At 42.8% G+C, this 19,690-nt stretch carries 18 protein-coding genes and 1 other annotated feature; all 18 genes read left to right on the forward strand.

Annotation, left to right across the window (positions count from 1 at the left end):
* The first annotated feature begins 77 nt into the window (after positions 1-77).
* Positions 78-3,626: a chromosome segregation protein SMC gene (gene smc / locus BUA83_RS11470; RefSeq protein ID WP_072936434.1), complete on the forward strand. Its 3,549-nt coding sequence runs from the start codon at positions 78-80 to the stop codon at positions 3,624-3,626.
* 15 nt (positions 3,627-3,641) lie between these two features.
* Entirely contained in the window at positions 3,642-4,556 is a 915-nt protein-coding gene (gene ftsY, locus BUA83_RS11475; protein ID WP_072936435.1) for a signal recognition particle-docking protein FtsY, read from the forward strand.
* Positions 4,557-4,633: 77 nt separating this feature from the next.
* Entirely contained in the window at positions 4,634-4,993 is a 360-nt protein-coding gene (ylxM, locus tag BUA83_RS11480; RefSeq protein ID WP_072936436.1) for a YlxM family DNA-binding protein, read from the forward strand.
* Positions 4,990-6,345, forward strand: coding sequence for a signal recognition particle protein (gene ffh / locus BUA83_RS11485; RefSeq protein ID WP_072936437.1), 1,356 nt, complete (start codon positions 4,990-4,992; stop codon positions 6,343-6,345). The genes ylxM and ffh overlap by 4 nt, the downstream gene beginning before the upstream one ends.
* Before the next feature lie 33 nt (positions 6,346-6,378).
* Positions 6,379-6,654: a 30S ribosomal protein S16 gene (gene rpsP / locus BUA83_RS11490; protein ID WP_072936438.1), complete on the forward strand. Its 276-nt coding sequence runs from the start codon at positions 6,379-6,381 to the stop codon at positions 6,652-6,654.
* Between the two features lie 16 nt (positions 6,655-6,670).
* Complete coding sequence (locus BUA83_RS11495) at positions 6,671-6,898, forward strand: KH domain-containing protein (RefSeq protein WP_072936439.1); 228 nt, start codon at positions 6,671-6,673, stop codon at positions 6,896-6,898.
* Positions 6,899-6,972: 74 nt separating this feature from the next.
* On the forward strand, positions 6,973-7,380 hold the full coding sequence (locus tag BUA83_RS11500; protein WP_072936451.1) for a YlqD family protein: 408 nt from the start codon (positions 6,973-6,975) through the stop codon (positions 7,378-7,380).
* Positions 7,352-7,873, forward strand: a complete 522-nt coding sequence (rimM, locus tag BUA83_RS11505) for a ribosome maturation factor RimM (protein ID WP_072936440.1) — start codon at positions 7,352-7,354, stop codon at positions 7,871-7,873. Before BUA83_RS11500 ends, rimM begins: the two co-directional genes overlap by 29 nt.
* Positions 7,873-8,604 carry a tRNA (guanosine(37)-N1)-methyltransferase TrmD gene (gene trmD / locus BUA83_RS11510; RefSeq protein WP_072936441.1) on the forward strand — a complete coding sequence of 244 codons (732 nt, stop codon included), beginning with the start codon at positions 7,873-7,875 and terminating at the stop codon, positions 8,602-8,604. Before rimM ends, trmD begins: the two co-directional genes overlap by 1 nt.
* A 99-nt stretch (positions 8,605-8,703) precedes the next feature.
* Positions 8,704-9,303, forward strand: a complete 600-nt coding sequence (locus tag BUA83_RS11515; RefSeq protein ID WP_094756624.1) for a peptidoglycan-binding protein — start codon at positions 8,704-8,706, stop codon at positions 9,301-9,303.
* A gap of 84 nt (positions 9,304-9,387) precedes the next feature.
* Positions 9,388-11,799, forward strand: a complete 2,412-nt coding sequence (gene priA, locus BUA83_RS11520; RefSeq protein WP_072936443.1) for a replication restart helicase PriA — start codon at positions 9,388-9,390, stop codon at positions 11,797-11,799.
* A gap of 54 nt (positions 11,800-11,853) precedes the next feature.
* Positions 11,854-12,049, forward strand: a binding site (T-box leader).
* A gap of 49 nt (positions 12,050-12,098) precedes the next feature.
* Positions 12,099-13,130 carry a phenylalanine--tRNA ligase subunit alpha gene (gene pheS / locus BUA83_RS11525; RefSeq protein ID WP_072936444.1) on the forward strand — a complete coding sequence of 344 codons (1,032 nt, stop codon included), beginning with the start codon at positions 12,099-12,101 and terminating at the stop codon, positions 13,128-13,130.
* A 12-nt stretch (positions 13,131-13,142) separates the two neighbouring features.
* Positions 13,143-15,578 carry a phenylalanine--tRNA ligase subunit beta gene (gene pheT / locus BUA83_RS11530; RefSeq protein WP_072936445.1) on the forward strand — a complete coding sequence of 812 codons (2,436 nt, stop codon included), beginning with the start codon at positions 13,143-13,145 and terminating at the stop codon, positions 15,576-15,578.
* A gap of 61 nt (positions 15,579-15,639) precedes the next feature.
* Entirely contained in the window at positions 15,640-15,894 is a 255-nt protein-coding gene (locus tag BUA83_RS11535) for a cell division protein ZapA (protein WP_072936446.1), read from the forward strand.
* 94 nt (positions 15,895-15,988) lie between these two features.
* Positions 15,989-16,615, forward strand: a complete 627-nt coding sequence (locus BUA83_RS11540; RefSeq protein ID WP_072936447.1) for a DUF47 domain-containing protein — start codon at positions 15,989-15,991, stop codon at positions 16,613-16,615.
* The gene (locus BUA83_RS11545; RefSeq protein WP_072936448.1) at positions 16,608-17,609 is read left to right on the forward strand and encodes an inorganic phosphate transporter; all 1,002 of its coding nucleotides are present in this window, start codon (positions 16,608-16,610) and stop codon (positions 17,607-17,609) included. Before BUA83_RS11540 ends, BUA83_RS11545 begins: the two co-directional genes overlap by 8 nt.
* A 43-nt stretch (positions 17,610-17,652) precedes the next feature.
* Positions 17,653-19,317 carry a nucleoside kinase gene (locus tag BUA83_RS11550; protein ID WP_234988332.1) on the forward strand — a complete coding sequence of 555 codons (1,665 nt, stop codon included), beginning with the start codon at positions 17,653-17,655 and terminating at the stop codon, positions 19,315-19,317.
* 172 nt (positions 19,318-19,489) lie between these two features.
* The coding region (gene tnpA, locus BUA83_RS11555) for an IS200/IS605 family transposase (RefSeq protein ID WP_144340539.1) at positions 19,490-19,690 on the forward strand (201 nt) is incomplete at its 3' end.

Consider the following 19,690-nt stretch of genomic DNA (forward strand, 5'->3'; position numbering starts at 1 on the left):
CGTACGGCTTGAGGCTGTACGCTTTTTTATGTTAAAATACATTAGTTAACTACTATCGTGTCAGGCTGGTGAATTTTTTGCAGTTAAAGCGTTTGGAAGCCTATGGCTTCAAATCCTTCGCAGATAAAATTGAAATAGAATTTGATCACGGCGTCACGGCTATTGTCGGTCCTAACGGCAGTGGCAAGAGTAATATTACAGATGCGATCCGTTGGGTTCTGGGTGAGCAGAATGTGCGTAATCTACGCGGAACAAAATCGGAAGATATTATTTTTACGGGAAGCTCTTCACGCAAGCCGCTTGGAATTGCCGAAGTCACATTGACACTGCTTAACGACGGCGATTTGTCTCTTCCGTTTGACGAGATTACTGTAACCAGAAGACTTTTCCGCTCAGGAGAAAGTGAGTTTTTTATAAACAAGGGAAAGTGCCGTCTGAAGGATATTTATGCGCTTTTTGCTGATACGGGTCTGGGGCATGATGGTATTTCTGTTATCAGCCAAAATAAAATGGATGATATATTAAACAGCCGTCCGGAGGAACGGAGACTGTTTTTTGAGGAAACAGCAGGAATAACGAAATTCAGAGACCGGAAAAACGAATCGGTCAAAAAACTGGATGATACAGAAAAAAATCTGACACGTGTCAATGATATTATCGGCGAAATAGAGGTCCAGCTGGAACCTTTGGCTGCAGAGGCCGAACGTACGGAAAAATACAATAATTGGAACAGTGAATATACAAAGGGACGAATAACTGAAATCTATCGTAAGATTCAAAAAATCCATGAAATTGAACAAACGCAAACAGAGGTAAAAGAGGAAAAAGAAAAGGCTAAAATTTCACTGGAAACGGAACTGCGGAAAGTTGAAGTTGCAAAAGAAGAGCTGGAAAACAATGTGCTTTCACTGGATACGCAGATACAAAATAAAAACCAGGAAAAAAATCAGACAGCCATAAGGCTGGAGAATATTAAAAGCAGTATTTTGCTGGCAGAGCAAAAAGCACAGCAGGAAAATCAGGAATATACAAATCTTCAGGACAGTATAAAAAATTTAGAACGTGAGCTTACTGAAGAAAAAGAAGCACAGGAGAAGCTTTCGGCAATTGAAAAAGACATCTCCGAAAAGTTTGAAAAAATAAAGGTACAATTTGATGCTGAGCAAAAAAAATCTGCCGATTTTGCTGAAAGGATTCGCAGCGCAAAATCTGAAATACAGGTAAAGCAGTCTGAAAAAGAAAATATCAAGCAGCAGCTTGCAGAAAAACAAAATGATGCGGTTATTCTTGAAAAGGATATTGAATCAGGCGCAGCTGCTCATGAGTCAAATGTAAAAGAGTTTGAATGTCTTGAATCTGTTTTGCGGGATGAGAAAGTAAAATGCAAAGAGCAGGAAGAGAGACTCGAAAACGTACGCAAAAGTCTTGTTCAGTTAAAAGCCGATAAAGATGGAAGTCTGAACAAGCAAAGGAAGGCTGCAGAAAATCTGAAGACTGTACAGCAGCAGCTTCGAATAGATGAACAGTATGTTGCCCAGGGAAGCGCAAAATTAAATGTGCTTGAGCATATGCAGCAGGCGTACGAGGGCTTTGGCAGGTCTGTTAAGGCAGTTTTGCTTGCCAGGGAATCATGGCGGCCGCAGATTTATGGTGCGGTAGCAGAACTGATTCATGTCGATGCAAAATATTTGTCGGCTGTAGAGGCTGCACTGGGGGCGGCTCAGCAGAATCTCATCGTCAAGGATGCGGAGACAGCAAAAAAAGCAATAGATTTTTTGAAAAGAACAAAGGCAGGCCGTGTAACTTTTTTGCCGCTTTCTGATTTGGCGGTCAGGTCGCATCCGGATGATTCAGTTAAAAATATGCATGGCGTAATAGGCTATCTTGATGAAGTAATTACAACGGATGAATCTTATAAAAAGGCAGTTTCTTTCTTGCTTGCGAAAACACTGCTGGTAGATAATTTTGACCATGCAATAAAAGTGGCAAGAAACAGAGGATTCAAATTCCGAATCGTTACTTTGGATGGTGAGATTTTGAATCCCGGAGGCTCGTTATCAGGTGGAAGTATCCCACAGAAAGAGTCAGGCTTCCTGAACCGAAGTAATGAACTGATAAAACTCAGAGAAGATTTAAAAGCAAGAAACAGAGCTTTGGCTGAAAATGAAGATAATAAAAAGCGGCTTTTGGCTGAGCTGAAAAATTTTGACGAAGAAATTCAGAATATAAAAGACCGGTTGGAATCCAAACGGATAAATGAAGCTGAGCTTAAGGTTGCGGTCAGGCAGATAAAAGAAAATATTGAGCATGAAGAGAAGACCTTTAATGAATTAAGGATTCTTGTTTCGTCGTATGATGATGATTTTTCGAATGTTCAAAAGAAGCGAATAGAATTGAAGCATGAAATTGATGCAATAAAAGAAACTCTGAAAAATTATGAGGCTGCAGTCCAGAACAAAACTGAGGAGTTGGATGATTTAGAGCAGGATGCTTCTGATTTTTCCAAGTGGCTGCATCAGCTTGAGCTTCAAAAGGTTGGTACAGAACACGAGGTTTTGCGCAGCCATGAGCATGTGCTTTTAAGTCAGAAAAAAATATCCGGAATTATTTCCGCAAAGGATGAAGCAGGTAAAAAATTAAGCTCACTGCAAGAAGAATTAACGCAAGGGAAAAATGATGTTTCTCAATTGATTGAAGAGAAGGAAGGTATCCAGCGGGAATATTCCGAACTGGATGCAGTGCTTAATACTTATTTTGAGCAGAAGATGAATCTTCTGACGAAAGGTAAGGAGCAGGAAGAAGCGCTGCAGGAAATCCGAAAGAAAATGCAGAAGGTTCAGGATGAACTGCATTCGTGGGAAATTGAGCATTCGAAGCGTCAGTTTAACCTTGAGCAGTATGAAATTACTCTTCGCGACGAGTATCATTTTTCAGTAGCAGAGGCAGCAGAACAGCTTTTGGATATTGATGATGAATCGCTTGGTAAAATGTTGAAAAAACTCAAGGCAGATATTCTTGCACTTGGCACTGTTAATTTGCAGGCAATAGACGATTATAAAAAGCAAAAAGAGCGTTACGATTTTTTGAAGCTGCAGGCGGATGATCTTTCTGATGCCAAAGAAAATCTGATGAAAATTATAGCCGAAATTGACGCGACTATGACAAAGCAGTTCAAGGCGGCTTTTTTGCAAATACAGCAGCACTTCAATGATATTTTTGTTGCTTTGTTCGGTGGCGGACATGCTGAATTATCTTTGACCAACGAAAAGGAAATTTTGCAGTCAGGTGTTGAAATTAATGTTCAGCTGCCACAGAAAAAGCAACAGAATTTATCTGTACTTTCCGGTGGCGAAAGAGCCCTGACGGTTATAGCGCTTTTATTTGCATTCCTAAAGGTACGGCCAGCACCTTTTTCTGTGTTGGATGAAATAGATGCTCCGCTGGATGAAGCAAATATTATGCGTTTTGGTAAATTTTTGCGGGATTTTTCCGAGCAGACGCAGTTTGTTGTTGTAACGCACAGAAAAGGAACGATGGAGTCTGCTGATATGATGTATGGTGTTACATTGGAGGATGCCGGGGTGTCCAAGATTTTGTCAGTTAAACTTGATGATATTGCCGGGTAACAGGAGGAAAATATAATGGGATTTTTTGACCGTTTGAAAAAAGGTCTTACAAGGACGAGGGAAACGCTGACAGCAAAAATCGGTACAGCAGTTTTGGGCTATGCTGATATAAGTGATGACCTTCTGGACGAGATAGAAGAGATTCTTATCATGGCAGATGTCGGTGTATCTACAACCGAGAAGCTGATGCAGGAAGTACGAAAAGGAATAAAAAAGAAAGAGATACATACACCTGCTGATTTGAAGCCGTTTTTGGAGAATAAGATAACGGAGATTCTGCTTGAAGGCGGCGCCGGTGTACGCATGGCCGCGGTCGGACCGACGGTAATTCTTATCGTCGGGGTTAATGGTGCAGGCAAAACAACGACAATCGGTAAATTAAGTGCTTTTTACAATTATTACGGCAAGAAGGTTATGCTCGCTGCCGCGGATACATTCCGCGCTGCTGCAATTGACCAGCTGGAGATATGGGGAAAACGCACAGGTGCTGAGGTCATCAAGCATGAGGAAGGCTCTGACCCCGCGGCTGTTGTTTTTGATGCCGTAAAAGCAGCAAAAGCAAGAGGTATTGATATTCTGATTGTTGATACTGCCGGAAGACTGCAGACAAAAACAAATCTTATGTCCGAGCTCGAGAAAATCAATCGTGTGGTTGGACGGGAAATTCCGGGCGCACCGCATGAGACGCTGCTGGTGCTTGATGCAACAACGGGACAGAACGCAGTCAGTCAGGCAAAGCTGTTCACGCAGTCGGCGCCTGTTACCGGAGTCGTTCTGACCAAGCTGGACGGAACCGCCAAGGGCGGCGTCGTTATAGGTATTAAATCAGAGCTTTCTATTCCTATTAAATGGATTGGTGTTGGTGAAGGAATAGAGGATCTAAGACCTTTTTCGGCGGAAGAATATTCAAAAGCATTATTTGACAAGTAAAAATCCTTGACATAAGAATTTGAATAGTATATACTGTCACTTGTCAAGTTTTTACCTTGACACACAAGGTGATATTTATGATTGATGAACTATTACATACGTCGGCTTTGTTCGATTTATACGGGGGATTACTCACTGATAAGCAGCAGATGTGCCTGAAAATGCATCTTTTTGATGATTTTTCATTATCTGAAATCGGCGATACAATGGGAATTTCCAGACAGGCTGCACATGACATGATTAAAAGGTCAGAAGCTGCGCTGGTAGAATATGAACATAAGCTTGGATTTTTGGAAAAGGCTTCTGCACAGCGTGAGTTGTTTGACGGTATATATTCGGATTTGAAAAACGCTGCGTTTAAGGATGAGCAGACAAAGAAAAAGCTGCTGGAAGCCGTTTTGCCGTTTACTAATTTTGAGCTGGAGGACGAAACGTGATTTTTGAGGGTTTGTCAGAGCGCTTACAGGAAACATTTAAAAAATTACGTGGGCACGGGAAACTGACAGAAGATGATGTCAATGAGGCGATGCGTGATGTGCGCATGGCTTTGCTGGAAGCGGATGTCAATTTCAAGGTCGTAAAGGATTTTGTCAAGAAAGTAAAAGAACGGGCGATTGGTCAGGAAGTTCTTGAAACTCTGACACCGGCTCAGGTAGTTATAAAGATTGTAAATGAAGAGTTAACTGCTCTCATGGGCGGGACTCAGAGTAAGCTGAATATTTCCTCGGTGCCTCCTACTATTATCATGATGGTTGGACTTCAGGGTGCCGGTAAAACGACAACCGCAGGAAAGCTTGCGTTGTCTCTTCGCAAGCAGGGAAAGCATCCTTTACTGGTTGCAGACGATATTTACAGACCGGCAGCTGTTAAGCAGCTGGAAGTGCTTGGAAAACAGCTTGATATACCGGTGTTTTCAATGGAGGCAGGAACTGATGCTGTCACTATAGCGAAAGAGTCTGTTCCGTATGCTAATTCACATGCCGCCGATGTTATTATCATAGATACCGCGGGCCGGCTCCACATAAATGAAGAGCTGATGCAGGAGCTTACCTCGATAAAATCTGAGGTAAAGCCGCATGAAATCCTCTTAGTGGTTGATGCTATGACAGGTCAGGACGCTGTTAATGTAGCAGAAAGCTTTAACGGCAGTTTGGGCTTGGACGGCATCGTTATGACCAAGATGGATGGTGACGCACGAGGCGGTGCCGCACTTTCCGTAAAAGCTGTAACAGGATGCCCAATCAAATTTGTCGGTATGGGTGAAAAACTCGAGGCACTTGAGCCGTTTTATCCGGATAGAATGGCTTCCAGAATTTTGGGCATGGGCGATGTGCTTTCTCTTATTGAGAAGGCTCAGGATGTTTATGACATCGAAACAGCCCAAAAGATGGAAAAGAAGCTGCGTAAAGACGAATTTACGTTAGATGATTTCCTTGATCAGCTGCAGCAGGTCAGAAAGATGGGCTCATTTGAGCAGATTCTCGGCATGCTTCCGGGAATGGGAAATATAAAAAAGCAGCTTGAAGGCGTTGATGTCGATTTCAACGGCAAGGAAATTAAGCATATAGAAGCAATTATTCGTTCAATGACTCCTCAGGAGCGTGCAGACATATCTGTTATTAACGGAAGCAGACGGAAGCGTATCGCAGCCGGAAGCGGAACCCGCGTTCAGGATGTCAATAAAATCATTAAGCAGTTTGCTGAAATGAAGAAAATGATGAAAAAGATGAAAAAAATGCAGAAAAGCCCTATGGGCTTGGGAAGGTTTAAACTACCTTTCATGCATTAAATAATGTACACCAATTTAAGGAGGTGAATTTTCATGGCAGTTAAAATTCGTTTGAATCGCATGGGTGCAAAAAAACATCCGTTTTATCGTATTGTTGTCGCTGATTCCCGTGCACCGCGTGACGGTCGTTTTATCGAGATTCTCGGTAACTATGATTCCACAAAGGATCCGGCAGTTGTTAATGTTGATGAGGCAAAAGCAATTGAGTGGATGCAGAAGGGCGCACAGCCGACAGACACGGTTCGTTCTTTGTTGAAGAAACAGGGAATTATGGCTAAATTCGATGCTTTGAAGCATGCGAAGAAATAAGAAAGAGGATATCCACATGAAAGAGATTGTCGAGATTATAGCCAAATCGTTGGTTGACCATCCTGATCAGGTTGTTATTGATGAAAAAGATGGTGAACACATGACGGTCTTTGAATTACATGTTGCCTCGGATGATATGGGAAAAGTCATCGGAAAGCAAGGTAAAATTGCGAAGGCTATGCGTACAGTTGTAAAAGCTGCTGCTACCCGTAAAAACAAAAAGGTAACTGTGGAAATTTGTTGAAAGACGCGGCTGCGTTTCCTTATTCGGGATGCAGGCCGCTGTTTTTCTATTCAAATACGAAAAGAGGAAACGTTATGGACAGCATTACAGTAAAAATGCCTGTGACAATAAAGGCAAAGCTTACCGAAAAACTGAAAAAAAGAATTATTGACGATTTGACGAAAAATATTGAACAGGTTGACCTGGAATTGCAGCAGGTTGATATCGAGGAAAAACGTGTAATTAATGAACAGGCACAGAGTAATCTGCAGAATCTTCAGGCAATCCGTCAGCACTTCGGAATTGAGAGGCAGAAACGTTTGGAGTTCAAGGCTGAAGCTGAACACAAGCTTGAAGATACAAAGAAGCTGGCTATTGGTGCTGAAATTATCCAGGGCACATTGGAGCACCTTGTTGAATTAAAGGTTGGCAGCAATATGCGTGAACTTATGAATGTTGAGGTTTTAGTTGAAGATGACACAATCGTCGCAATCCGCAGCTAAAAATAATATTGTGATTGGGAAAATCGGAGCTCCTCATGGTGTACATGGGGAGCTCAAGGTTGTGCCTATTACAGATTATCCGGAACGATTCAAGGGTATGAAAAAGGTATTTGTTGACGGAGATGCGATGGATATAAAATCCGTCAGATACCAGAACGACCGTATTTTGATGACGTTCAGCGGATATGATTCACGCGAAAAGGCTGCAGCGCTCACGGGGCGTATTCTGTCTGTGGAGAGAACAGATGCAGTTCCGCTGGAGGAGGATGAATACTACACCTTTGATATTCTCGGGCTTACTGTTGAGACAGAAGATGGAAAAATTTTAGGGAATGTTACAGATGTTCTGCAGCCCGGAAGCAATGACGTGTATGTGGTAGAGTCACCTGAAAGTGATGAACCTATTTTGATTCCTGCTTTAAAATCCGTGGTCAAAAAAATCTCTGTTGCAGACGGTAAAATGATAGTTAAACTACAGGAAGTGTTGGAATAATGCGCATTGATATTCTGACATTGTTTCCGGCAATGTTTGAAGGGCCTTTTAGCGAAAGTATTCTCAAACGTTCGATTGAGCAGGGAATTCTTGACATTCACCTGACCAATTTTAGAAATTTTGCGTATGACAAGCACAGACAGGTAGATGATTCTCCCTTTGGAGGCGGAAGCGGTATGGTTTTAAAACCTGAACCGCTTTTTCGTGCTGTGCAGCATGTGAAAACACAGTCAGCTGCCCAAAAGAAGCGTGTTGTTTTATTGAGTCCCAACGGAGTTACTTTTACTCAAAACAAAGCTAAGGAGCTTGCAGAGTATGAGCAGCTTATTTTGATTTGCGGGCATTATGAAGGTTTTGACGCAAGGATAGAGAAGAATTTGGCTGATGAGGCGGTTTCCATAGGTGATTATGTTTTGACAGGGGGAGAGCTGCCTGCTATGGTTATGGTGGATACCATAGCCAGAATGCTGCCCGGAGTTTTAGGCTCCGCAGAATCAGCTGTAACGGATTCATTTTATGAATCCATTTTAGAGTTTCCGCAATACACCAGGCCGCGTTCATTTTTAGGTATGGATGTCCCGGAAGTTTTATTTTCCGGGGATCATGCAAAGATTGCAAGTTGGAGAAAGCAGCAGGCGCTGCTTCAGACCGTAAAAAATCGTCCGGATTTGCTGGAAAACTATGTGCCTGATGAAGAGGAAAAGAAGTTCCTGAGTTCTATTAAACGCTGACAGAATATTTTGTCTTTGTCAAAATTGGAACTAATGCGGTATAATTAGATTGTAAATCATAGTTACGGCGGGGTGGTAGATTTGAGAAAAAAGGCTGCGTTGTTTTTTTCGATACTAACTGTTGTATTATTGGTATTATCGTCCAGCACTTATGCCGCAGGGAAAATTCTTGTTAAACAGGGTTCACGTGGTGAATCTGTCCGGCAGGTACAGGAGCTTTTAATTGAGAAGGGTTTTTTGTCGGGAAAGGCAGATGGCATTTGTGGACAGATGACTGTTGACGCCATAAAGCTTTTTCAGAGAGAGAATCATTTGGAAGTTGACGGGATTTGCGGGGCTGTTACATTCGAGGCATTAAAGAAGGCTCCGCATCATGATCCGAAATTTGCTGCTGAGCATCATCCGCATAAGGGAGAGGCTGTGTATGTTGAAGCGACGGCATACAGTGCGTTTGATCCCGGAAATGGACCGAATACCGCGAGCGGTACTCCTGTAAGACATGGCGTTATAGCAGTTGACCCATCCTTTATTCCATTAGGCTCCAGAGTCTACATTCCGGGCTATGGTGAGGCAGTTGCGGAGGATATCGGCTGGGGAATAAAGGGAAATATCATTGACGTTGCATTTGACACTCACGAAGAGGCATTGATGTTCGGCCGACAGGAGCTTGAAATTTATATCATTGAATATGGTGAATAGTGCGGTCAGTAAAGTCAGGCTTTTAACACTGGAAGTTATGTGTTAAAAGCCTTTTCTTCACCATACTTTTGGAGGAAATTTGATTTGTACATAGCAGACGTTTATGTGAACTTACCTGTAAAAAGCATAGCACAGGCGTATTCGTATATAATCCCCGAGGATAAACTTTTCCTTGATGCAGGATGGCGCGTTGTTGTTCCTTTTCACGGCCGTGCCACTGAGGGCTTTATACTTAATAAGTACGAGGTGGAAAGTACTGACAGACCGTTAAAAAAAATCACTGACGTACTGGATGACGAAGCATGGTTTCCTGCTGAAATAATAAAGGCTGCATCAAAGCTTGCGACTTTTTATTTATGTTCACTTGCTGAAATTATGCGTCTTTTTATGCCCGGGAAAAGCGGCGCCAAAATAAGCTGTGTCTATGAAGTGAATGAAGAAGCAGACTCCGGCTGCTATTCCGATGGAACCGCTGAAAAAAAGATATTGGATTTTCTGCATGAGTACGGCAATGCATCAAAAAACAAGCTGAAAAAACTGCTGCCTGATGCGCCGGTTGAGTCTGTAATTGAGAAAATGTGCAGGCGTGATGAAATAAGGCGGATATATAATGTAGCCAAAAAATCCAAGGAACGGTTTGAAAAATATATCTGCCCGCAGATAGAAATTACAGATACACTGATACAGGAAAAATTCAAGGGAAAGCCTGCACAGCAAAAAATACTGCGGCTTCTTAAGGACTGTGATTCAGTTTCCTTAAAATACATAAAAGATCAGGGAATTTCATCGGTTCCGTTAAAGGCATTGGCTGAAATGAACTGTATCAAATATATAGAGAAAAGAATTCTGCGGGACAGCTATCAGGATTTTGAATGTGAAAAAAATGTAAAAAAAATAAAGCTGACAGATACTCAGGGAAAGATTATTGACAGTATCCGACCACATATTGATTCGAAACAGTATTTCATGGCTTTGCTTCATGGTGTTACCGGAAGCGGTAAGACACAGGTTTATGTGGAGCTGACGAAGCTGGCCCGGATGCAGGGGCGGCAGGTAATTGTACTTGTTCCTGAGATAGCGCTGACAGGGCAGATTGTTAAGGTATTCAAACAGAATTTTTCTGAGGATATAGTTGTAATCCACAGTCAGCTTTCTGTGTCAGAGAGGAATGATTCTTTTTACAGATTTCGTCACGGACAAGCCAATATTGCAATCGGTGCCAGATCAGCGCTTTTCCTGACACCTGAAAATCTCGGCCTTATCATTATTGACGAGGAGCAGGACCCGTCATATAAGCAGGATGAAGCACCAAGGTATCATGCCCGTGTTGTGGCTGAAATGCTGGCTAAAGCATATAACTGCACGTTGATTCTGGGGAGCGCGACCCCGTCGCTTGAATCATATTATCAAACGCAGCTTGGAAAAATCGAATGTTTCGAAATGCCTGAGCGTGTGGGGAACAGACCAATGCCAAAGGTTTATCCCGTTGATATGCGCATGGAGCTCAAAAGGGGAAACAGAAAAATACTTTCCAATGACATGATGAGGCTGATAAGGGAAACAATTCAGCAGGGGCAGCAGATGATTTTGATGCTTAACCGCAGGGGCTTTTCAACCTTCATTATGTGCAGGGAATGCGGTCATGTTATAAAATGTCCTGACTGCGGACTGCCTATGGTATATCATAAAGCCAATACGCTCATGTGTCATCACTGCGACACACATCTTCATCCTCCTTCTATCTGTCCGCAATGCGGAAGCACTTATATCAGATACTTCGGGTCAGGAACAGAAAAGCTGGAGGCTGAACTAAAGGAACTGGTGCCGGAAGCAAGAGTTGTCAGACTGGACAGAGATACAACACAGAGAAAATTTTCTCAGACGGAAATACTCAGCGCTTTCAGTGAAGGAAAATATGATATATTGCTGGGAACGCAGATGGTAGCAAAGGGGCATGATGTCCCGAATGTAACGGCTTCGGGAATTCTAAGCGCTGACGCGGCATTGAATCTTCCTGATTTCCGTGCTGCGGAAAGGTGCTTTATGCTGATTGCCCAGACTGCAGGCCGTTCGGGCAGAGGAGAAATCCCCGGAAAGGTTTTGGTTCAGTGCTACAATCCTGAGCATTATGCCGTTCAATATGCCTGTGAGCAGAATTACCATGCTTTTTTTGAGCATGAAATTGAAATCCGCAAGGCATTGTATTATCCGCCATTCTGCCGCCTGATTAAGCTGACATTTGTCGGAGATACAGAGGACGAAACACGAAAAAGAGCTGAGTCGCTTAAAGATAAATTCGTATCATATTTTTCCGGCAGGGCAGAGCAGCAGATAATCGGACCTGCGCCTGATACGATACCTGTCTTTCGGGGACGATATCGTTATAATCTGGTGATTAAGGCGGGGAAATATCTGGATACGCTTCAGTTTATGAGAGAAAATAACCTGCATGAAGATACAAATGTTTTAATTGATATCGACCCGATTAACATTTGAAGTGTGATTCATTGCTTTTTCGGTGAATCTATATTATAATCTTACAATATAGTGAATATAGCAATGAAGAAGAGAGTAGATTCGTTGATGCGTTCAGAGAGTCCGGGGTGCTGTGAACCGGATCGTTAATGCGGGTTGAAGTTCACTTTGGAGCTTGGCAGTGAAGCAGCAGTAGTTGTCACGTTGGCGGCGTTAACGCGTTTGAGTATCAATTAGGGTGGTACCGCGGAATAAAGCTTTCGCCCCTTGCAGGGGGCGGAGGCTATTTTTATTTTTGTGATTAAATCAGGAGGTTGTGTATGGAAGAGAAAATTGCCCGCTTAAAACAGGAAGCGGCTGAGGTAATAAGGAAACATGTTGATAGCTTATCGCAGTTGAATGATATCAGAGTTCAGTATCTTGGAAAAAAAGGTGAAATCACCAGCCTTCTCAGAGGATTGGGACAGCTCAGCAAGGAGGACCGTCCGCGTATCGGACAGATTGTAAACGAGGCCCGTGCTCAGCTGGAGGCTTTGATTGAGGAAAAGAATACACAGTTGAAGGCTGCAGAGCTGCAGCAGAAGCTGGACAACGAGAAGATTGATATTACTCTTCCGGGCAGAAAAGCGTGGGCAGGTCATCTCCACCCGTTGACGCTCACTTTGAACAGAATCAAGAGCATTTTTATGGATATGGGATTTTCTGTTGAGGAAGGCCCTGAAATCGAGACTGATTATTACGATTTTGAAGCATTGAATCTTCCCAAAGACCATCCGGCACGCGATATGCAGGATTCCTTCTACATCACGGAGGATATTTTGATGCGTACACAGACTTCCCCGGTACAGGCACGTACCATGGAGGCTCATGAGCCCAACAGTCCGATTCGTATGATTGCTCCGGGCCGCGTATACAGAAGAGATGATTATGACGCAACTCATTCGCCTATGTTTACACAGGTTGAGGGGCTTGTTATTGATGAGGGCATCTGCTTCTCTGATTTGAAGGGAACGCTGGAGCTCTTCCTGCATAAGATTTTTAATGAAAATATCGGAGTACGTTTCCGTCCGAGCTTTTTCCCGTTCACGGAACCAAGTGCTGAGGTAGATATTTCATGCGTAATGTGCCATGGTCAGGGCTGCCGTGTTTGTAAGGGTACCGGCTGGCTGGAGATTTTAGGTGCAGGAATGGTTCATCCCCATGTTCTGGAAATGAGCGGTTATGACCCTGAGAAGGTCAGCGGCTTTGCGTTCGGTATGGGTGTAGAGCGTATTGCAATGCTTTCCTACGGCATTGACGATTTACGTCTTTTCTACGACAACGACGTTCGTTTTCTTCAGCAGTTCAAGTAAAGGGGTGCAGTTATGCAGGTATCAATAAAGTGGTTAAAGGATTATATAGATTTTACGGAAACACCGGAAGAGCTTGCCGATAAGCTCACAATGGCAGGCATTCCGGTAGAAAATGTTGTTCATACAGGAGAAGGTCTTGAGAAGGTTGTTGTCGGAAAGCTGACGGAGGTACGTCCTCACGAGAATTCCGACCATCTGCAGATTTGTACTGTTGATGTTGCAAAGGGTGAGCCTTTAACGATTGTTACAGGAGCTCCGAATGTACAGGAAGGACAGCTTGTTCCGGTTGCTTTGGTTGGCGCACATCTTCCGAACGGCCAGAAAATCGAAAAGAGCAAGATGCGCGGAGTATTGTCCATGGGTATGCTCTGCTCGGCAGAGGAAATGCGGCTTGATTTGGATGCACTTCCGGAATCTCAGAAGAATGGCATCTATATTCTCCCGGAGGATACGACTGTTGGCGTGTCCGTGAAGGATGTTTTGGGATTAGATGATGTTATTCTTGAGTTCGAGCTTACCGCAAACCGTGCGGACTGCTTCAGCGTTTTAGGTCTTGTAAGAGAAATATCTGTTTTGACAGGAAACCCGATGCACTTCCCGGAGATTAAGGTAAATGAAGATGATGCCGCTGATTCCAAGGATTTAGTCAGCGTGTCAATTCAGGCCAATGACCTTTGCAAGAGATTTTCCGCGGGAGTCCTCAAAAATGTAAAAATCGGACCGTCTCCTAAATGGATGCAGCAGCGTCTTGAGGGTGCCGGAATCCGTTCAATCAATAACGTGGTTGACGTTACAAACTTTGTTATGATTGAGCTTGGTCAGCCGATGCATGCTTATGATTATGATGAAATAACAGGTCATTCTCTTACGGCACGCAAGGCAGTCAAGGGTGAGAACCTCCATACGCTTGATGACTCATCCCGTGTTGCAAACGGAACGGAGCTTGTAATTGCCGATGCTGAAAAGCCGGCAGGACTTGCAGGTATCATGGGCGGACTGGAATCTGAAATAACAGAAAAAACAACAACGGTAGTTCTGGAAGCGGCCTCCTTCTATGGCCCGAATATCCGCAGAACAGCAAGAAGCTGCGGGCTTCATTCAGAAGCTTCGGGACGTTTTGAGCGTGGAGTGGATGTTACGGAAACACCGCGTGCCATAAAGAGAGCATCGCAGCTTTTGCAGGAAATGGGCGCCTGCACGGTATGCAAAAATATCGTTGATGTTTATCCGGAGCCTGTTGTTCCGGTGAAGATTTCCTTTACTGCTCCGCAGATTAACCGCAGACTTGGTACAAAGCTTTCCGGTGACGTTATGTGCGATATTTTGAAGAAGCTTGGCTTCGGTATCGAAACAGTTTCTGATGAAAGCTATACAGCTGTTGTTCCGTCCTGGAGAAATGACGTTACACGCTGGGAGGATTTGTCCGAGGAGGTCGCTCAGGTCTACGGCTTTGATGAAATTCCGTCAACAACACCACATGGCAGGGTTATGAGTGCGGGACAGAGTAAAAAACAGTATTTCATTGAGAAGATGAAGGCTGTTCTTTGCAGTCTTGGTCTTGATGAAACCGCTTCCTTTGCTTTTACTCATCCATCCATGTATGATAAAATGCAGGTACCTGAGGACAGCATGCTCAGGACGGCGATTCCTATCATGAATCCGCTGACAGATGAGTATCCTCTGGTAAGGACTACGCTGCTTTCCAGTGTTTTCGAAAATGTTGTAAGAAACCTTTCACGTAAAAACGAGGATGTCCGTCTCTTTGAAATTGCACCGGTATTTTATCCGAAATCGCTTCCTGTTACGGAGCTTCCGGATGAGGTCATGAAGGCTGCCGGAATCATAACCGGACGCCGTGCTCCTCTTGGTTGGAATCAGGTAAATGATGAAGTTGATTTCTATGATTTGAAGGGTATTATAGAAGAGCTTTTGACGGCTCTTTCCATTAAACGTTATACTGTAGAGGTCGGAGAGCATTATGTAATGCATCCGGGGAAAACGGCTGTCATTAAAAAAGGCAATGATATTCTGGCCTATATAGGTGAGGTACACCCTGCTGTCGCAGAGGCATTTTCTGTCAAGAAAAAAATGTATGCCTTTGAAATGGATGTCCTTACGCTTATGAAGCATTCGGAAGAGCATTTCAATTACACACATCTTCCAAAGTATCCTGCGGTAAGCCGTGACCTGGCTCTTCTTGTTGATCGTGATTTGCCTGCAATGGATATTGAAAAAGTAATCAAGAAAAATGCAGGCCCGTATTTCAAGGAGGTTTGCCTGTTTGATGTTTATACAGGAAAGCAGGTTGACTCAGCAAAGAAGAGTGTCGCGTTCTCACTTCTTTTCCAGTCAAATGATAAAACTTTGACAGATGCAGAAGTTGATGAAGCATTTGGTAAAATTGTTTCTGAAGTCGAAAAATTGTTTGGCGCAGAACTGCGCGCGTAAAAATAAAGCTGCTCTTGGCGTTCGCTGGAGCAGCTTTTTGAAAATTAAAGAAGGTGAGTTTATGAAGAAAAAGGTAGATGTTGAAATTTTTGGGGAAATTTATTCCCTAAAGACGGACGAAGATTCCGAATATGTAAGAAAAGTAGCAGCTGCAGTCGATTCATCCATGCGTGAAATTGCACAAAAAACACACAGCTTTTCGTCAGCCCGGATTAGTGTATTTGCGGCACTGGATCTTGCAGATAAATATTTTCAGATGAAAAAGGATTACGAAGAACTCTTGAAACTCGTGGACTCCAAGAACCGACATAAATAGATTTCCTTTTTTTTAATAAGTATTAAGGATTGATGAATGTTTGAAATGATGATATAGTACTTATGAGATAAATTGATTGAAGTGGGAGTGTAGAATGTTTAATTTCAAACACAAGAACACGGAGTTTTTTGATCTTTTTGTTGACAGCGCCAAGTATTTTTATAAGGGTGCGTTGATTATGGAAGAAGTAATGCTTGATTCAACAAAAGCTGTCGCAAAGATGAAAGAAATAATTGATTTGGAACACGAAGCAGATGCTGTGAATGACAAGATTATTGATCATTTGAATCAGACATTCATAACGCCCATTGACCGTGAGGATATTTTTGCATTGGCAAACGGCTTGGATGATGGCGTTGACTTTTTACAGGGTACACTTCAAAGAATTGTAATTTATCGCATCGGGCCGGCTAAGGAAGGCGCTGTTTCCCTGACTAAACTGCTTTTGGAAGCAACTGAGGAAATTATTAAGGCGTTTTCTTTACTTAAAGATATTAAGAAGAACCGTGTCTTAATACTGGAAGCGACACATAAGATAGGAAAACTCGAGAGCGAGGGCGATCGGGTGTACAGGCATGAGATTGCGTTCCTGTTTGATAATGTGAAGGATCCGATAGAACTGATTAAATGGAAGGATATCCTTGAAAATCTTGAGGATACTCTTGATCATTGTGAGGATGTTTCTGATATGATTCGCGGTGTGGTAATGAAATATGCCTGAACTTCATTGGATGATATTTACAGTTATCGGACTTGCGCTGCTGTTTGATTTTATCAATGGATTTCATGATACAGCAAACGCGATAGCAACGTCTGTCTCTACGCGTGCCATAGCACCACAGGATGCAATATTTATGGCAGCGGGATTGAATTTTTTGGGTGCAATGTACAGTACCGGTGTTGCAAAGACGATTGGAAGCGATATCGTAAGCTCTGCCGATCAGGTTGATGAGCGTGTTTTGATTGCTGCTTTGGCCGGTGCTGTTATATGGAATGTTTTGACGTGGTGGCTTGCTTTGCCCAGCAGTTCATCGCATGCACTTGTGGGCGGCGTTATCGGTGCAGTTTTGGTTTCTACGGGGATGGGGGGACTAAACTTCATCGGAATTGGTAAGATTGTTCTTTCGCTTATTGTTTCGCCGGTTATTGCTATTGTGTCCGGCTGCGGCATTATGTATCTGCTGTATATGATTTTTGGGCAGTCATCGCCGCATATAATAAATGGGCGGTTTAAGAAGATGCAGCTGGTTTCAGCTGCAATGATGGCCTTTTCACATGGTTCCAATGATGCTCAGAAATCTATGGGTATCATTACTTTGGCACTTGTGAGCGGAAATTATATTTCTTCCTTCGAGGTTCCTTTTGTCGTGAAGATGTTGTGCGCGATAGCTATGGCAGTCGGAACTGCTATGGGTGGCTGGCGGATAATAAAAACAATCGGAGGAAAAATATTTAAGCTTGAGCCTATCAGTGGATTTGCTGCTGATTTAAATTCATCTATCGTTATTTTTACAGCTACATTATTGCATTTACCTGTTAGTACGACACATGTTGTTTCAGGATCCATTATGGGAGTTGGAACGGCAAAAAGAATTCGGGCTGTACGCTGGGGAGTTGCGCAGCAGATGCTGGCAGCGTGGGTATTGACCATACCCTGTACAGCACTTCTCGGTTCTGTTTTGTATCAGGTTGTTCTTTGGATCTTTGGGACTTGAAAGGAAATCTTCCTTTCAGGTTTTTTTTTGGGAGGTTGGAGATATGTTGCCTATTGAAAAAGGTTTTTTCGTTTCGGAAAAACAAACGCTGGGAGAATTTTTTCACAATAATTTTCCGAATGACGAGATGAATATCGTAGCAGGAATCCTTGATGACAAAATCTGCGGGCTTCAGACTGAGGTATTCGGGAATCATGTTATCAGGCCTGTTTTCCTGCAAAGTGAGATTGGGCAGAGAATATATCGAAGATCTGTTGTGTTTATATTGATTATTGCGGTACATAAACTGTTTGACAATGCTGAGGTTGTGGTACGTTTTACGGCAAATAAAGGGCTGTATTGTGATGTATCACTGAAAGACGGGGTTCTTAGTGCTGAGCATATCACACAGATTCGCAATGAAATGAAAAAAATTGTGTCAGAAAACATACCTATAACGAAGAAACACCTTGAAAAGGACAAAGCGATACAGCTTTTTAAGGAAACAAAACAAATAGCAAAGGTTAATCTGATTAATTCACTAAAACTGGATAAGGTCAGCATATATTATTGCGGCAAATATTACGATTATTTTTATGGCACTATGCTGGACAATACAGGAAGATTAGGTAAGTTCGAAATTGATTTTGAAGAGCCGGGGCTTCTGCTCAGAACTCCCGCAGGCGGTGATGAGCCGAGTGCTAAAATCAAACAGCCTAAGCTTAAATACATATTGACTGAATCAAAAAAATGGGCCGGAATTCTGCATTGCGGCTATATTTCCGATTTGAACCGTTTTATAAAGCAGAATCGTATAACAGATATTATTCGGGTGTCTGAAGCACTTCATGAAAAATGGATTTCCAATATAGCGGACGATATAGCAGAAAATATTGACAGAGCAAGACTTATAATGATTGCCGGACCATCTTCTTCAGGGAAAACATCTTTTACCCAGCGGCTCAAGGTACAGCTTCGTGTATGGGGACTGGAACCAGTTTCGCTGTCTTTGGATGATTATTTTCTTGAAAGAGTAAAAAGTCCGAAGACTGCGGACGGGCAATATGATTATGAGGCGCTTGAAGCATTGGATCTTGAGTTGATTAATGATCACTTGGTGAAACTGCTTGACGGCGAACCGATTATGCATCCTAAATATGATTTCATATCAGGGGAAAGAGAACTTGATGCCGTAGGTCCCGTCATTCTTCCTCCGGGACAGCCTTTACTTATAGAAGGAATACATGGATTAAATGAGAAACTGACCTCGGCTATCCCGAGAAACAAAAAGTATAAGATATATGTAAGTGCTTTGACGCAGCTTAATATTGACCAGCATAACAGGATTCCGTCAACTGATGCGCGTATGATAAGGAGACTGGTCCGGGATTACCAATTCCGCGGGGCAGGTGGATTGAAGACATTAAAACAATGGCCAATTGTCCGGGCAGGAGAAGAAAGAAATATTTTTCCGTTCCAGGAGGATGCAGACACTGTTTTCAATTCTGCGCTGCTTTATGAACTGCCCGTTCTGAAAAAATATGCGGTTTCAATTCTTAAAGATATTCCTGATGATTCTGAATATCATTGGATTATACAGAACATCCTGGATAAGCTGTCATTTTTTGAAGCGATAGAAGACGAGGATGAAATTCCACACAACTCAATACTGCGTGAATTTATCGGTAACTCGTGCTTCTTTAAGGCTGATGGAGATTTGAAGGAATAAAAAACTGCGGTGCATTCCACATGCACCGCAGTTTTTTTTGGTAGCCGAATAGGCGATATTAAACCACCAGCTATGCTGGTGGTAAGTAAAAATTTCTTTTAGTAAAAAACCTCCTATGCTACAATCTGCGTGGTCTGGCAACCGCGGAGAAAAAGTATAGGAGGTTTTGTCGATGAACGACGTGAAAAGTTTATCACATAGCAAATGGCGTTGCAAATATCATATTGTTTTTGCACCAAAGTATCGTAGACAGGCAATTTATCGCCAGTTAAAACAAGATGTAGGAAAAATCTTGAGAGATTTGTGTGAACGCAAAAAGGTTAAAATTATTGAGGCAGAATGTTGCCCGGATCATATACATATGTTAGTGGAA

The sequence above is a fragment of the Schwartzia succinivorans DSM 10502 genome (genome assembly GCF_900129225.1).
Lineage (GTDB): Bacteria > Bacillota > Negativicutes > Selenomonadales > Selenomonadaceae > Schwartzia > Schwartzia succinivorans.

What these genes read in the sequence shown, in the direction of transcription:
- pheT (WP_072936445.1), top strand. Translation starts at nt 13,143, where the DNA reads ATGCAGGTATCAATAAAGTGGTTAAAGGATTATATAGATTTTACGGAA.
- pheS (WP_072936444.1), top strand. Translation starts at nt 12,099, where the DNA reads ATGGAAGAGAAAATTGCCCGCTTAAAACAGGAAGCGGCTGAGGTAATA.
- rimM (WP_072936440.1), top strand. Translation starts at nt 7,352, where the DNA reads ATGACACAATCGTCGCAATCCGCAGCTAAAAATAATATTGTGATTGGG.
- rpsP (WP_072936438.1), top strand. Translation starts at nt 6,379, where the DNA reads ATGGCAGTTAAAATTCGTTTGAATCGCATGGGTGCAAAAAAACATCCG.
- BUA83_RS11535 (WP_072936446.1), top strand. Translation starts at nt 15,640, where the DNA reads ATGAAGAAAAAGGTAGATGTTGAAATTTTTGGGGAAATTTATTCCCTA.
- BUA83_RS11500 (WP_072936451.1), top strand. Translation starts at nt 6,973, where the DNA reads ATGGACAGCATTACAGTAAAAATGCCTGTGACAATAAAGGCAAAGCTT.
- BUA83_RS11540 (WP_072936447.1), top strand. Translation starts at nt 15,989, where the DNA reads ATGTTTAATTTCAAACACAAGAACACGGAGTTTTTTGATCTTTTTGTT.
- trmD (WP_072936441.1), top strand. Translation starts at nt 7,873, where the DNA reads ATGCGCATTGATATTCTGACATTGTTTCCGGCAATGTTTGAAGGGCCT.
- BUA83_RS11550 (WP_234988332.1), top strand. Translation starts at nt 17,653, where the DNA reads ATGTTGCCTATTGAAAAAGGTTTTTTCGTTTCGGAAAAACAAACGCTG.
- BUA83_RS11495 (WP_072936439.1), top strand. Translation starts at nt 6,671, where the DNA reads ATGAAAGAGATTGTCGAGATTATAGCCAAATCGTTGGTTGACCATCCT.
- ylxM (WP_072936436.1), top strand. Translation starts at nt 4,634, where the DNA reads ATGATTGATGAACTATTACATACGTCGGCTTTGTTCGATTTATACGGG.
- ftsY (WP_072936435.1), top strand. Translation starts at nt 3,642, where the DNA reads ATGGGATTTTTTGACCGTTTGAAAAAAGGTCTTACAAGGACGAGGGAA.
- BUA83_RS11545 (WP_072936448.1), top strand. Translation starts at nt 16,608, where the DNA reads ATGCCTGAACTTCATTGGATGATATTTACAGTTATCGGACTTGCGCTG.